This is a genomic window from Paenibacillus plantiphilus (assembly GCF_927798095.1).
GTDB classification, from domain to species: Bacteria; Bacillota; Bacilli; order Paenibacillales; family Paenibacillaceae; genus Paenibacillus_Z; species Paenibacillus_Z plantiphilus.
The window spans coordinates 175,459-190,048 of sequence record NZ_CAKMMF010000008.1; the positions used below are offsets into that span (position 1 = coordinate 175,459).

12 protein-coding genes and 1 pseudogene are annotated in these 14,590 nt (G+C 45.7%); 12 read left to right on the forward strand and 1 reads right to left on the reverse strand.

The genetic code is table 11. From position 1 onward, the window contains the following. Positions 1 to 159: 159 nt before the first annotated feature. The 8 genes and pseudogenes from L6H65_RS09310 to L6H65_RS09345 form a co-directional block, all read left to right on the forward strand. Complete coding sequence (locus L6H65_RS09310; protein ID WP_236340407.1) at positions 160 to 2,007, forward strand: DUF8426 domain-containing protein; 1,848 nt, start codon at positions 160 to 162, stop codon at positions 2,005 to 2,007. 155 nt (positions 2,008 to 2,162) lie between these two features. After that, a complete protein-coding gene (locus L6H65_RS09315) occupies positions 2,163 to 3,359 on the forward strand; it encodes an McrC family protein (RefSeq protein WP_236340409.1) in 1,197 nt (398 codons plus the stop codon). A gap of 27 nt (positions 3,360 to 3,386) precedes the next feature. Next, on the forward strand, positions 3,387 to 4,295 hold the full coding sequence (locus L6H65_RS09320) for an HD domain-containing protein (protein WP_236340411.1): 909 nt from the start codon (positions 3,387 to 3,389) through the stop codon (positions 4,293 to 4,295). 260 nt (positions 4,296 to 4,555) lie between these two features. Next, positions 4,556 to 5,284 carry an ATP-grasp domain-containing protein gene (locus L6H65_RS09325; protein WP_236340413.1) on the forward strand — a complete coding sequence of 243 codons (729 nt, stop codon included), beginning with the start codon at positions 4,556 to 4,558 and terminating at the stop codon, positions 5,282 to 5,284. A gap of 175 nt (positions 5,285 to 5,459) precedes the next feature. Beyond that, positions 5,460 to 5,948 carry a GNAT family N-acetyltransferase gene (locus L6H65_RS09330; protein ID WP_236340415.1) on the forward strand — a complete coding sequence of 163 codons (489 nt, stop codon included), beginning with the start codon at positions 5,460 to 5,462 and terminating at the stop codon, positions 5,946 to 5,948. Positions 5,949 to 5,967: 19 nt separating this feature from the next. Continuing rightward, a complete protein-coding gene (locus L6H65_RS09335; RefSeq protein WP_236340423.1) occupies positions 5,968 to 6,225 on the forward strand; it encodes a hypothetical protein in 258 nt (85 codons plus the stop codon). Between the two features lie 32 nt (positions 6,226 to 6,257). After that, positions 6,258 to 6,977 (forward strand): NAD-dependent protein deacylase, encoded by a 720-nt coding sequence (locus L6H65_RS09340; RefSeq protein ID WP_236340434.1) that lies wholly within the window; start codon positions 6,258 to 6,260, stop codon positions 6,975 to 6,977. 25 nt (positions 6,978 to 7,002) lie between these two features. Next, positions 7,003 to 7,377: pseudogene (locus tag L6H65_RS09345) on the forward strand (sigma-70 family RNA polymerase sigma factor); the annotation flags it as partial. 281 nt (positions 7,378 to 7,658) lie between these two features. Here L6H65_RS09345 and L6H65_RS09350 read toward each other — a convergent pair. Then, positions 7,659 to 8,537, reverse strand: a complete 879-nt coding sequence (locus L6H65_RS09350) for a LysR family transcriptional regulator (RefSeq protein ID WP_236340663.1) — start codon at positions 8,535 to 8,537, stop codon at positions 7,659 to 7,661. A gap of 125 nt (positions 8,538 to 8,662) precedes the next feature. Here L6H65_RS09350 and tkt point away from each other — a divergent pair, with 125 nt between their 5' ends. The 4 genes from tkt (at position 8,663) to L6H65_RS09370 (ending at position 14,560) form a co-directional block, all read left to right on the forward strand. Beyond that, on the forward strand, positions 8,663 to 10,651 hold the full coding sequence (gene tkt, locus L6H65_RS09355; RefSeq protein ID WP_236340666.1) for a transketolase: 1,989 nt from the start codon (positions 8,663 to 8,665) through the stop codon (positions 10,649 to 10,651). A 265-nt stretch (positions 10,652 to 10,916) separates the two neighbouring features. Beyond that, entirely contained in the window at positions 10,917 to 11,525 is a 609-nt protein-coding gene (locus tag L6H65_RS09360) for a hypothetical protein (RefSeq protein WP_236340443.1), read from the forward strand. A gap of 144 nt (positions 11,526 to 11,669) precedes the next feature. Further along, a complete protein-coding gene (pabB, locus tag L6H65_RS09365) occupies positions 11,670 to 13,907 on the forward strand; it encodes an aminodeoxychorismate synthase component I (protein ID WP_236340445.1) in 2,238 nt (745 codons plus the stop codon). A 5-nt stretch (positions 13,908 to 13,912) separates the two neighbouring features. Then, on the forward strand, positions 13,913 to 14,560 hold the full coding sequence (locus L6H65_RS09370) for an aminotransferase class IV (protein ID WP_236340451.1): 648 nt from the start codon (positions 13,913 to 13,915) through the stop codon (positions 14,558 to 14,560). The last annotated feature ends 30 nt before the right edge of the window (positions 14,561 to 14,590 follow it).

The following is a 14,590-nucleotide window of genomic DNA, read 5'->3' on the forward strand; positions in this document are numbered from 1 at the left end:
ATGATAAGATTTAACATTACATAATAGCTTGGGTGGCAGAACGATGATGAAAGGTGAATCCCAATGGAAAATCAAAGTAAATTGCTAAAAAAAGAATACACCAACTGGTTGAGGCGAAAGAAGAAAGCGGACGGACAACCTTACTCTGAAGGTACAGTCATGCAATATGTTTCAGCTTTATCCACTTCCCCAGCAAAGCTGTCAACAATTAAACTAGAGACGACCAATGTGTTCGAAATAGCTGATGCAAGTCAGTATAGCAGCATGAGAGAAGCCATGAAGCAGGCGGAGAATTTTAACTTAGTGAACGAAAGAGCGGGTAATAAAGCATTCCAGTACAGTCTTGATTATTATGAGGAGTTTCTGAGAGGGCGAGAGAGCGGGCTAGGTTCTGAAGTTGCGTCAAGCAAGTTGAGTGAAAATTCTATTGCCACAGAGGGAGCTTCTATGGGAAATGCTGAAAATAAGCTGCTTTTAGACAAGAATACCATCCTTTATGGTCCCCCAGGAACCGGCAAAACCTATCATACTGTTCTATATGCGGTATCAATGATTGAAAGGAAGCCTGTAATTGCCATTCTCCAGGAAGCCGAGACAGACGGATATGATCAAATCAAGAGGCGGTTTGAAGCATATAAGGCGAATGGACAAATTGCATTCACAACCTTTCATCAATCCTATGGTTATGAGGAATTTATCGAAGGGATCAAGCCGAAGCTGGTATCTGATGACAATACGGACACTGTGACAGGAGAAATAGGTTACGAGATTGTACCTGGAGTGTTTAAACGGTTCTGCGATGAAGCTCAAAAGCCAATTGTACAAGCCAGCAACGACTACGGAATCCGCAAGGAACCAACAATTTGGAAGGTTTCCCTGTGGGGATCCAAAGAGAATCCAGTCAAGAGGGACTGCTTCAACAATAATAGAATTCGCATCGGATGGGATTCTTATGGTGAGATCGTGAACGAAGAAACGGATTACAGCCAGTTTGGAGGAAGGATGATCATCTCCCGTTTTATTAACGAGATGCGAAGCGGGGATATTGTCCTGGTCCTGTATGATGAAGAAACCATAGATGCTATTGGTGTGGTGACGGGAGATTATGAATGGCTTGAAGATGTAGACACTTTTAAGCGTTCCCGGGATGTAAAGTGGCTAGTCAAGGATATTCGGGAGAACATCATGGAGCTGAATGAAAACACGGTTATGACTCAAGGGTCAGTATACCGATTGAATCGAATTTCGCTGTCGGATGTGCTTACCATCCTGCAAAGACAAAAGACGGGGCATGTCAGCTCCGCCATCCAATCGAATAACAACAATTACGTCTTCATCATTGACGAAATCAATCGGGGTAACATCTCCAAAATATTTGGTGAGCTTATCACCTTAATAGAGCCAACGAAACGAATAGGCATGCCGGAAGAAATCATGTTGAAGCTGCCATATTCTCAAGATTTATTTGGCGTTCCTAATAATGTATACCTATTAGCTACAATGAATTCGGCGGATCGTTCAATAGCCCGTCTGGATACGGCGCTGCGCAGGAGATTTTCATTTGCCGAAATGATGCCAGATCCTAGTACTCTTGCCTCGATAGTCGTTAACGGAGAACTGTTGAATATAGCGAAGATGCTGGAAGCTTTGAATAAGCGAATTGAGGTGTTGTACGATCGGGAGCATACCATCGGACACGCATATTTTTTTGAATTGTACAAAGAGCCAACGCTGGAGAAGTTGGGGCATCTATTTGAGCATACGATCATTCCACTGCTGCAGGAGTATTTTTATGATAACTATGAGAAGATTCGCCTTGTATTGAGTGACAATAATAAGCTGGATCCGGAGCAGTTTATTGCACGGAACAAGGTTATTGTGAATGAGCTATTCGGTATTTTGGACGAGCATGATCTGGAGGATCATTTTACTTATAAGATTAACGGTGCTGCGTTCAGTCAGATCGAGGCTTATCGCAAAATTTACGATCACAATAGTCTTGCATAGGTGAGGCGATGAAGATGCATTTGTTTAACAAGAGCAGCAAGAATACTAAAATTAAGTTGAAAGAATATGGTTCCATATGCAAGAATCCGGATGGGATATCGCATGGTTATCAATATTTGTCTGAGTCAGCCTTCAACTGCCTGGAGCATTTAATATTGGAAAATAGAGTGACTAAGAATGGGGCAGAGCCGCTCGAATTCATGAGCTTGTCGAGCAGGAGAGGAATTGGCAAGGTCATCAGCGCCAAAAATTATGTCGGTGTCATTGCGATGAGGGATGGTACTCAAATTGAGATTCTGCCGAAAATATACACTTGGGATGAGGAAAGCTCTGAAGTAGAGACGAAAAGGATCTTTATCCATATGTTACGGTTCATCAAGGATATTCCGAATAAACAATTCGGTTCGACAAGTCTTAAAGCGGAGAAAAACCATCTGCTCGACATCTTCATCCGCATGTTTATAGAAGAGGCTATGACATTGGTCAAGCGCGGACTGAAATCTGATTATCGGGAACATCGTGATAACGAGATCTTTTATAAGGGAAAGCTGCAGATTGCCCAGCATATTAAGCTGAATGCTGCTCACAAGGAACGCTTCTATGTCGAATATGACGAATATAGTATCAATCGTCCCGAGAATCGGCTGATCAAAACCACAATTGAGCTATTGATGAGGTTAAACGGAAGTGTCGATAATCAGAAGGATCTATACTTGCTATTGGCCGCGTTTGACAACGTCGAGACATCAGGACATCTGGAACAAGACTGGGCGTGTATTTCAACGGATCGAATGATGAAGGACTATCAGACGATCTTGGACTGGTGTCGCTTGTTCTTGTCCGGCCAAAGCTTTACTCCGTTCAAAGGCGATAGTCATGCTTTTGCGTTGCTGTTTCCGATGGAGGTGGTGTATGAACGGTACGTGGCGGGAATTGTAAAAAAAGCTCTTACACATCCCCTTTTACAGGTAAAGACGCAGGATCGAACTTTCAGGTTGTTCCATAACCCGGCAAGGTTTCAATTGCAACCAGATATCGTTGTTCAAGGGCCATCTGGGGTTGTCGTACTGGATACAAAGTGGAAGAGGCTCACGACCACCCCGGACTACGGTATTTCGCAAGCGGATATGTATCAAGCATATACTTACGGCAAGAAGTACGGAGCTGCAAAGGTTTATCTGCTTTATCCCTGGCTGCCTGGTCTTTCGGTCATTAATCAGCCAATCAGATATGATAGTGGAGATGGCGTGGAAGTTAGGATTGTATTTGTGGATTTGAGTCTTGGAAAAGCATGCGTGGATGCATTATCTGTTGAATTGATAAATGCAGTTATTGGTAATGAGTTTAATTAGACGAAATAGGAGTGGGGTGTGAGATGAATGAATCAAATTGATCAGGCCATTGAATTTGCTGCTCAAGCGCATCAAAATCAGAAAAGAAAGGGTACTAATATTCCATATATTAGCCATCCATTCGGGGTGGCGATGATTTTGATTGAGGCCAAATGTAAAGAAGAAATTATAATTGCCGGTCTGCTTCACGACACGTTGGAGGATACAGACACAACTGAAGAGGAGATTCGCAGTCAGTTTGGGGAGGAGGTTTTGAGACTCGTTCTTGGAGCTTCTGAGCCAGATAAGAACGCATCTTGGGAAACACGCAAAGAGCATACCCTGGAATACTTGAAGAGCGCCGATCTTGCTCTCAGGCAACTGGCTTGTGCGGACAAGCTGAATAATCTTCGGTCTATTCGACGAGAAACGGCACTCTACGGGGATAAGGTATGGGATAAATTTAAACGTGGCTATAAAGATCAGAAATGGTATTATACCGGTCTGGTAGAAAGTCTCGGCTATGGTTCGCGATTTGCTTTGCTGGATACCTACCAAGATGAAGTTGAATCATTCTTCCTGAATATACAATTTTCCGATGTGAAGAAGGAGTGCCGAAGAAACAAGAAGTTCTTCAATGCTTTGTTTGAACTTTTATTTGCCGAAGAGGGAAGAGCTCATCACATAGAACTGGAATTAGCAGAGAAGAATTTATTAGATATGAAGAAGTCGGTTTTTGGAATGATAGATGAATATCGACTTGGGGAAAATGACTGCGATTCCAGTAAACAAGCGATCTTTCGCTATTTGACTTCCCGGGGGATCGAATTTGAAATCAATTCCGAAGGAACAGATATTCTTATTTCGACGTGTGCAGCAATGAAGGATTCCTTCCATCTATTTCCGCATGAGGTGTATCATCATTTTCTGCGCAGCTTGAAAAAAGGATTTATATGATTTTACTCGCGGGACAGTTGAACGATGCCATTCCTTGAGCCAAGTGCTTTTGGTATCCAATTCCCTTATTGCTGCTTATAGTCAACACGGGAGTAGTCCGTGTTAACTATATTTGTATATATCGTTCGGTCAAATTGTCTGCGGAGTACGAGAAGCTGGCTCAAGACATTCGAAATTCCCCGGATAAGTTCGCACATTTTCTAGAGTAGTTCATTCCAGATCATAATAGCTCAGCATAAATTTGAGGTGGTGAGTTACTATTGAAGATATACCTAAAAAAAGGCCCTGATAATGAAATCGTAAACCATAATTTTTATGCTGCTTATGACGGATTTAAACAAATGGGTTTTGAAATACGCTATTTTCAAGACGTAAATGAATTGTCTGATCATCAAAAGGAAGACGTTATTGTCAGTTATGTCGATGACGTCAGAACCATGCTTCGCAAATACGATATTGTTGCACCAGAAATGGACTATCCAGAAGAATTAACTGCATTTTTGGGAAGAAAAGTATGGAAGTCAAGACTGAGCGTGATCGCAAATAATCCAGAGAAATGGAACGTATTCATTAAGCCAGTTGAGGATAAAAAGTTTACCGGAGTTGTGGTTAGAGGCACGAAGGATTTAATGGGATGCGGGACAAACGGTGAAGATCCTGAGATATTATGTTCGGATGTGGTCAAATTCGTGGCGGAGTGGAGATGCTTCGTCAGATACGGGAATATTCTAGATGTTCGCAGGTATAGGGGGAACTGGAGGTCGCATTTCGACTATCGAGTCATTGAAAATATCGTCATGCAATTCAGATCCGCTCCCAAAGGATATGCTGTAGATATTGGTATAACCGATAAAGGGGAAACTTTATTGATTGAAGTAAACGATGGGTATGCACTGGGGCATTATGGATTGTTTTCTTTGGACTATGTGAAGTTATTAACCGCAAGATGGTCGGAATTGACGAATACGACTGATGAATGCGCCTTCTAAGTCATAATAGCGGGAAGAAGGCTATGAGTAAAGAAAAAGTCGGTTATCCGGAAAAAGGAGGGGGATCCGAGCGGCAACCCATCTCCAATGAATAGCCTTGTTATTGCACTGCACTGTATAAAAAATAGCTTATTTATAGTACAATGTAGGGAAGAATATATAAAGGATCTATGTTATGATCATTAACCTACAGACAGGGGAAAGCCACGATGTTTTCTTTCAACAACTTACTCAAAAGGATTTGAAGTTGTTTCAAATCTTCAAAAACAAGGGGTGGGTTTTTGATTGGCGAGCACCTATGGTCGAGGGATTTGAAGTTTTTGCTTTATGTACCCATTCACAGCCAAAAATTGCTCAGGGACTAATCGCATCAAGGTCAAATGATAAGCCTGAGTGTAATTTTATTGAAGTAGCCAATATTGAATCGGCACCCCACAATAAATATCAGCATTCGGAAAGAGTTTTTGCCGGCGTCGGAGAGCATCTAATGGCATATGCTTGCAAAGTATCTGTCCAAAGGGGCTTTGATGGATTTGTCCAATTTAAATCCAAGACAACTTCCATTGGCTTCTACGAGAAAATCGGTGCCAAACATATTGGAAATTTGACGATGTATTTTAATGAATACGGCGCCGCTACGATTTTGCAAAAGTGTAGAGTGTAAAGGGTAGGAGGGACTAAGTATGAGCAAGGTTTCGAATAGACAGGTTCGTTTTGAAAAGAGTCAAACTGGAATAAAGGCTCGTTTTTTGAACGTTCAAGATAGGAATAAATTAAATTTCGATTCTGCATTTCCTGATGGGGTTTTTGCTGTCCCGATTTCCAAGGAAGAGCAGATATATAATATTCGTGCCCTTGATAAATATTGTGCGGATCATGGAATTGAGCCCTCTGATTTATCTGAAGAACAATTGCAGCGTTTTGAAGTAAATAGCCGTTAATCACGGCTATTTTTGTTGTAGAGGTGATAAGGATGGATTTTCAACAATTAAAAGCTATTGTGAATAATAGTGAAAACATTGTGTTTTTTGGTGGTGCTGGTGTCTCCACTGAAAGTGGAATACCTGACTATAGATCAGGTAAAGCTTACATTGATGGAAATAGCGTACTACCTGAAGAAGTTCTATCAAAAAGTTGCCTTGCAGGGGAATCGGAACGTTTTTTTCAATATTACAGAAAATATCTTCTTCATCCAAATGCAAAGCCAAATGATGCTCATCTTGCTCTTGTTGAACTGGAAAACCGGACAAAATTAGAAGCGATTATCACTCAAAATGTGGACGGACTCCATCAACAAGCGGGAAGCAAACAAGTGATTGAATTACATGGATCGACCAGGCAAAATTATTGCATGGTATGCGGAGAGAAATACGACCTGCAATTTGTGCTGAATAGTAGACAAAACATTCCAAGGTGCCAATTATGTGCTGGAATTGTCAGACCGAACATTACTTTGTACGAAGAAGACTTGGATTCAGGAGTTATTCAAATCGCTAAAAATTTAATTGCGACCTCAGAGATCCTCGTGATAGCAGGCACCTCGCTGTCTGTTTATCCCGCAGCAGGATTGTTAAAGTATTACAGAGGGGAATGCATGATCATAATCAATGAAACCCCAACCAGATATGATGGTTTGGCGAATTACATCATTTCCGACCGTGTCGGGAAAGTAATGAAATCTTTAATAATCTAAGGACGCGCTCAGCAACACTAATGACATTAGAACCGAGATTCTAATGCATTTGCGTTCCTTGAAGAAAACGCGCAAGGATGTTTCCTTGCATGCCCCAATTGGAACTGACAAAGAGGGCAACGAGATTACACTAATAGATATCCTTGGCACGGAAGCCGATGATGTTGCGGACAGAGTACAGCTGAAAATCGAGAAGTCGAAAATATACAAAAACCTCGACATATTGGATGATCGGGAGAAGGAAGTCGTCGTCGGCCGTTTTGGCCTCGTGCATGGGGGAGAGGAGAAGACCCAAAGAGAAATCGCTAAGGAGCTGGGCATTTCGCGGAGCTATGTGTCGCGGATCGAGAAGCGGGCGCTCATGAAGCTGTATCATGAGTTTTATAAGGCGAAGCGGTAGCGGATGAACGTCATCTCGAACGGGAGGGCGTTATTTGCTGACTCTAGTCTCAGTTGTAAAGAGCACAATATCGTGGAGACTGAAAACGAAGTAATATACAGTGAATCAAATAAATCGTAATAAAGCGAAGGACAAAAAGTAATGTCTATATATGGCGGAAGCTTTTGCGTGTAAAGGATATTATTCTATGATGGCGTAAGCGATGGCGGACTCGCACCAATCTTATAGCACCCTCCTGACATTGGAACGGAGATACTTATCCCGCTCTGACACAGAACAATCTATTGAACGAGTGCAATGAAGCTGCTTGCTGCGCGGGAGAGGGGCATATTCCGCATCGTCATGATCCCCACGTGTGTAGGCGGCAGCTGCACATCTAATTGAATTTCGAAGAGAGAGCCTTCCTCCAGCTCCTTCGCAACAAACTCTCTAGTTACATAAGATATGCCCAGGCCCTTCCGCGCGAACTCGATGAGAAGCTCTACGCTTCCGACCTCGATCTCAGGTTTGAGCGTATAACCATAGTTTTGGAACAGCTCCGTTATCGCCATCCGTGCCCGGCTATTGCGCGAGAACAGGATAACGGGGTATTGCAGCAGCTTGTCCAGCGAGAGAACCACGCCCCTAAGCTCGGCATAACGCGCCCCTGTTACGAAGCAATCCTGTAGCTTTATACTTTCCCTCACTTCAAGCTGTGAATCATGGATAGGCATGCGGACAACACCCAGATCGATTCGACCTTCTTTTAAAAATGTGATGATTTCCGGGGTCGTACCGTGGTTGAGGTGGAGCCGAATGCCGGGATGGTTATGATGGTAGTCCTCCAAATAAGGGAGCAAATAATGCTTGAACAGCGAATCGCTTCCGCCGATCCGAAGCTCGCCGCTATCCAGGTTTTTGAGTGCAGCCATCTTTTCTTCCGCGAGCGATATTAAGATTTGCGACTGCTCAATATAGGAGTAGAGCACGGCTCCCTCCTGCGTCAGCGTAACACCTTTGGAATTCCGATAAAACAAGGCGATACCGAAGCGTTCCTCCAGCTGCTTGATGGCATGGCTGACACTGGGCTGGGTTAGATACAAGTTCTTGGCCGCCTTCGTCAAGCTGCCTGTCTTCGCAGCCCAATAAAATACTTTGTACAATTCATAATTATTTGTCATAGACATGATCTATAGCTCCTGTAAAATCTATTAATTACTTATATGGATGTTATTCGTATTATAGTGGATTTAGGAAAGAGAAAAAAGTGCCATGAAGAGAAAGGGAGTAAGAGAACAAGATGCCAATGACAAAAACGATTGATCAGTTAGCTATCGATACGATCCGAACCTTGTCCATCGATGCGATTAATAGCGCCAATTCCGGTCATCCAGGACTGCCAATGGGAGCTGCGCCGATGGCATACGCCCTCTGGGCCAAGCTGCTCCAGCATAATCCCGGCCATGCAAAATGGTTTAACCGCGACCGCTTCATTCTGTCTGCGGGTCACGGGTCTGCGTTATTGTATAGTCTCCTGCATTTGTCCGGCTATGGGGTATCGCTGGATGATTTGAAGCGGTTTCGGAAGCTGAACAGCAAGACGCCGGGGCATCCCGAATTCGGCCATACGGATGGTGTAGACGCAACAACGGGGCCTTTGGGACAAGGAATTGCCATGGCGGTCGGAATGGCGATGGCAGAAGCTCATCTGGCCTCGAAATTCAATCAGGACGGTTTCCCTGTTGTCGATCATTACACATATGCGCTTGTCGGTGACGGCTGCTTGATGGAAGGGATCTCTTACGAAGCGATGTCCATGGCTGGGCATATGAAGCTTGGCAAACTAATCGTTCTGTATGATTCCAACGACATTTCATTGGATGGGGCGCTAAATCTTTCTTTCGGTGAAAATATGCAAAAAAGAGCGGAATCGGCGAATTGGGAATATATACGGGTAGAGGACGGCAATGATGTGGCGGGGATTGCCGAAGCGATCGGCGCGGCGAAGCGCAATGAGTCTCAACCGACGCTTATCGAAATCAGAACGATTATCGGATACGGCAGCAAGGTAGCGGGAACGAACAAAGCACATGGCAACCCACTTGGCAAAGAAGAGGCGATCGCAACCAAGGCAGCCTACGGCTGGCAGCATGAGGAAGAGTTCACTGTTCCGGAAGAAGTCAAAGTACATTTCGAGCAGCTTAAGGGGGAGGGGGCAGCCAGAGAGAAACAATGGAACGACCTGCTTGCCTCCTATGCTGCGCAATATCCTGAATTAGGCAAGGAGCTCAAGCAAGCCATCGACGGTTCTGTGCTGCTCGGCGTCGAAGATATCCTTTCCTTCGATGCATCCAAGACGATCTCTACCCGTGTGGCGAGCGGTGAAGCAATTAATCAATATGTGAAAACCGTTCCAGCCCTGTTCGGCGGCAGCGCGGATTTATCACATTCGACGATGACAGACATGAAGGGTGAGCAAATGTTCGCCATTGACTCCTATTCGGGCCGCAACATCTACTTTGGCGTTCGCGAGCACGCGATGGGCGCAGCTGGGAACGGCATGGCGCTGCATGGAGGCGTCAAACCATTCGTAAGCACCTTCTTTGTATTCAGCGATTATTTGCGTCCGGCGATCCGGTTGGCTGCCCTGCAGAAGCTGCCGTTAATATACGTATTTACTCATGATTCCATTGCCGTGGGGGAAGACGGACCTACGCATGAGCCTGTTGAGCAGTTGGCTGCATTGCGCACGATTCCGGGACTTACCGTCATCAGGCCGACCGATGCGAACGAAACGTCAAGCGCGTGGGCGTACGCCTTGGGGCAAAACGAAGGTCCGGTAGCTCTGGTGCTGAGCAGACAGAACCTTCCGGTCTATGAAGCGACCAAAGCGAACGTGGATGCGGTAGCCAAAGGCGCATACATCTTGACGGAAACCAATTCTCAGCCAGATGTCATCTTAATCGGAACGGGGTCCGAGGTATCTCTTGCCGTGAGCGCCAAAGAGGAGCTGGAGCGGGATAACATCTCCGTTCGGGTGGTGGCCATGCCGAGCAGGGAATTGTTCGATCGGGCGCCCGAAGCTTACAAGCAGAGCGTGCTTCCTGACTCCGTCACGAAGCGGCTAGCAATTGAAGCTGGCATTTCGCTAGGCTGGGAGCGCTATACGGGGCAAGTCGGAAATGTATTGGCGATCGAAACATTCGGAGCTTCTGGGCCTGGTGGCGAGGTTATGGAGTATTTCGGATTCACGACGAAGAATGTAGTACGCTTGGTACAAGATTTGCTGAAATAGAGAAAGAAGTAAAGGTGAGGGCTGCTCCAGTGGGGCAGCCTATTGTCATTTCCGAATTTCTACGAGCAAAAAACGATCAAGAAAAAAACCAATATTACTTTCAGAAATAGTTTGGTAAAATATACATATCATTTCAACTAGGGAGGCTTTTATGTATAATGTTTTTGGTTTTGGGTGGTTGTTTTCCTCAATAGCATGTATTGGCTACTTAATTTCGTTGTTTCTCACGGCAGATAGGGATAAGAAACGTATAAAAAAAAGGCGCATGAAAATTAGCCTTGCCCTTGCCGTCACATGTTTTGCAGCGATGATCATCATCGGAACTGTCCAGTTGCCATCTGACAATAGTGCGCCGACGGTGGCAGAAACTGCTGCGGATAAGGCCAAGGCCGAGGAGCAGAGGAAGAAAGAGGAGCAACAAAAGAAAGAGGAACAGAGAAAGAATGATGCGGTATTGTATAAAGCCTTCGAGAAGAAAATTGTGGATTTTACGAAGGAGGCATTTAAGAGCAGCGCTTTGTTTGTCATTTTCGAGACGGAATTCTTGAACAATCCGCAGCCTACTGTGGAAGGGTATGAGTATGTACAAAGCTATAAGGAGCAAATCATTTCATACCGGGATTTTCTGGATAATCAGCAGGTTCCGAAGGATTTAAGCGAGGATGTCCGGGAGCTGCTGAATGCTAGCAAAGAGAATATGATCTATGGGACTAGGGCACAAGTAAGAGCCTTGGACTCCCTATTGGAGTATTATGATGAATTGGAGATTAGCGACTTGGTCGAATATAAAAAAAATCGATTGTTTCTAGCGGGATTGAATGCTGGACTGGAGAAGCTAGAGCAGGCGAAAAAGCTGGTTGAACAGCCAAAATGACAACACGGCTCCCTGTTTGGGAGCTTTTTTTGAATCCATCGAATTAACCTTTCGCCTTTTAGAATCGAACGTTATAATAATGGGATGCTGGCTGCGGCTTAGCATTGACCATTCATTGAAATCATTTGCAAATGGGGTGTATCCGTGAAGACGTTGCTGATCGATAATTATGACTCCTATACGTTTAATTTATTCCAGCTGCTGGCAGAGATAAACGGCGAGGAGCCATTTGTCATCCGGAATGACGCTTTGCAATGGCATGAGATAGCGGGCTGCCGCTTCGATAATATCGTCATCTCGCCGGGTCCAGGCAATCCAGGCAACAGCAAGGATTTTGGCATATGCCTCCAAGCCATTGCACATGCCGATGTGCCTGTACTTGGCGTTTGCCTTGGTCATCAAGGCATCGGACATGTATTCGGTTCTCAGGTAGTTTCTGCGCCGGAGCCGATGCATGGACGATTAAGTGAGCTGTACCATAATAATTCCGGCTTATTCGCCGGCATCAAGCAAGGAACAGCGGTCGTACGATACCATTCGCTGGTAGTGGAAGCGCCTCTATCAGATGAGCTTGAAGTAAACGCTTGGACCAAGGATGGATTGATAATGGGGCTCCGACATAAGCTGCGGCCGGTGTGGGGCGTGCAATTTCATCCTGAATCGATCGAGACAGCATGCGGACGCGAGCTGCTGTGCAATTTCAAGGCGTTGACGGACACATATTTGAGCCAAGCTCAGCTTGATCAATCAGAACGCAGGCCGCTTGATGAGCTAAGGCAAAGCAATATCGTTCCTTCTATGAAGGAGTTTAGAGAACGCTTGGTGGATGCAACAGATAAGTATGAGGTTCATGTTAAACAGCTTGGGTATTTCACAACGCCAGAGTCTGTGTTTACTGAGCTGTATGCTGGGGAGCCGTACTCTTTTTGGCTGGATAGCAGCAGAACGGAAAATGGGATGGCGAGATTTTCCTATATGGGAGCTTTCGGCGGGCCTTACAGTCAGCGGCTGTCCTATAGGGCAAATACGGGCGAGCTTGAAATCGTAACTGCTTGGGGCAGCAGAACATCCCGTCAGGAAAGTGTTTACGATTATATCGAGCGAACGATTGAGGATATCCGATGCGACACGGATTTGCCTTTTGATTATAATACAGGCTTTGTTGGTTATTTGGGCTATGAGATGAAGATAGAGAGCGGCGGGGAACATCCCCATATATCTGAGCTGCCGGATGCGGCATTCATGCTGGCCGATCGGTTGGTCGTCTTCGACCACTTGAAGGAGCAAATCTACTTGCTGAGCCTGACACCTGTGAAGGAGAAGGAGCCCGCTGAACAATGGTTTGAGGAGATGGAGGCGCGTCTTAGCGCGATTGCTGCTTCATCGCGAATGTCGGATACAAGCTCTGATGGAAGTGAGAGGTTAGCGCTAGCAGAATGCAGGGGGAGTAATCTCGGTACGGAGGTAAGCGAAGGAGACGAGCTTATTTTCAAGCTGCATCAGTCACATGATGAATATTTGCAGGCGATTGGCAGAACGAAACAGCTGCTTCGCGAAGGTGAAACCTATGAGATCAATCTGACGAATGAGATTAGCGCCTCCTATGGGGGAGATTCGTTTGCGCTGTACCTGAATGTGCGCAGGAACAACCCTGCTCCTTATTCAGCTTATATGCAATTTGGCGATTATCAGATTCTCTGCTCATCACCTGAACGATTCGTCAAGATAGACAGAAATGGCGGAATAGAAGCAAAGCCGATTAAAGGAACGATTCGCAGAAGCGCTGACCCTCACGAGGATGAACGGCTTCGGAGAAGTCTGCAGTCAAGTGAGAAGGACCGTTCGGAGAATCTGATGATCGTCGATTTGCTGCGCAATGATCTTGGGGCGGTTAGCGAGGTTGGCAGTGTGCATGTTGCGAAATTGATGGATATTGAATCCTACGAGACTGTTCATCAGATGGTTTCTACGATACGCGGCAAGCTTCGAAGAGGACTGACAGCGGTATCCTGTATCCGATCGGCCTTCCCAGGCGGGTCCATGACAGGCGCTCCCAAAATTCGCAGTATGAGCATTATAGATCAATTGGAAGGACGACCGCGCGGCATTTATTCAGGTGCAATCGGATTTCTTGCTGTTAATGGCTCTGCGGACATGAACATTGTTATTCGTACCCTTATCTGCAATAAAGGCAAGGTTTCCATCGGAGTCGGCGGCGCGATCGTCATGCTGTCCGATGCAGAAGGTGAATATGATGAGATGCTGCTCAAAGCGGATGTGCTGCTGCAATCTGTCGTAGAGACGACGAGCAGACAAATTAACTGCTCCAGTTATCGACTGCTGGGTGATCGCTCCGTTAATCCGGTAAGTATTGGAGGTTGAGTGAGATGGGCAACGAAAGCCTGGATATTGCAGCTTTTCAACTGCTGGAAACGATACTGCTGGAGGATGGAGCCTACAGCTTGCTGGAGCAGCATATTAATCGAATGATGCAATCTGCTGCATTCTTTGGATTCAACGGCGATGAGAAGCGTATCAGAGTGGAGCTGGCAGACTATGCGGCTTCCTGCTCCGATCCAAGAAGAGTACGTCTGCTGCTGGACAAAGACGGGACGGTTTCAATCGAGTCCCAGCCTTATGTTCCATTGACGGCTGACGAGTTCGTTGTTTGTTTGGCGGCGCGCCCAGTTCCTAAGGATCATGTGTTTTTACAGCACAAGACAACGAACCGGCAGGTGTATGTGGACAGCAAACAGGGGACTGGCGATGTGTTCGATGTGCTGCTGTGGAATGAGGATGAAGAGATTACGGAGTTCACGATAGGCAATGTGGTGGCCAAGATGGAGGGGCGACTGGTGACACCGCCGATCCATTGCGGCCTGCTGCCCGGCACGCTGCGTGCCGCGCTGCTCTCAGGTGGGGTAATTGAAGAGCGTGCGATACGAGTAGATGAAATCGGAAAAGCCGATGCTTTGTGGCTGATCAACAGTCTGAGAGGCTGGATTCCCGTTCGCTTAGAGGGACAGCATCCATAGAGGAACAACGGTCGGCTGATGGAAAATAAA

Bases quoted from the DNA above. Each gene is read 5' to 3' on its own strand.
- L6H65_RS09320 (WP_236340411.1), top strand. From the start codon at position 3,387: ATGAATCAAATTGATCAGGCCATTGAATTTGCTGCTCAAGCGCATCAA.
- L6H65_RS09335 (WP_236340423.1), top strand. From the start codon at position 5,968: ATGAGCAAGGTTTCGAATAGACAGGTTCGTTTTGAAAAGAGTCAAACT.
- L6H65_RS09370 (WP_236340451.1), top strand. From the start codon at position 13,913: ATGGGCAACGAAAGCCTGGATATTGCAGCTTTTCAACTGCTGGAAACG.
- tkt (WP_236340666.1), top strand. From the start codon at position 8,663: ATGACAAAAACGATTGATCAGTTAGCTATCGATACGATCCGAACCTTG.
- L6H65_RS09360 (WP_236340443.1), top strand. From the start codon at position 10,917: ATGAAAATTAGCCTTGCCCTTGCCGTCACATGTTTTGCAGCGATGATC.
- L6H65_RS09350 (WP_236340663.1), bottom strand. From the start codon at position 8,537: ATGACAAATAATTATGAATTGTACAAAGTATTTTATTGGGCTGCGAAG.
- L6H65_RS09310 (WP_236340407.1), top strand. From the start codon at position 160: ATGCAATATGTTTCAGCTTTATCCACTTCCCCAGCAAAGCTGTCAACA.
- L6H65_RS09330 (WP_236340415.1), top strand. From the start codon at position 5,460: ATGATCATTAACCTACAGACAGGGGAAAGCCACGATGTTTTCTTTCAA.
- L6H65_RS09340 (WP_236340434.1), top strand. From the start codon at position 6,258: ATGGATTTTCAACAATTAAAAGCTATTGTGAATAATAGTGAAAACATT.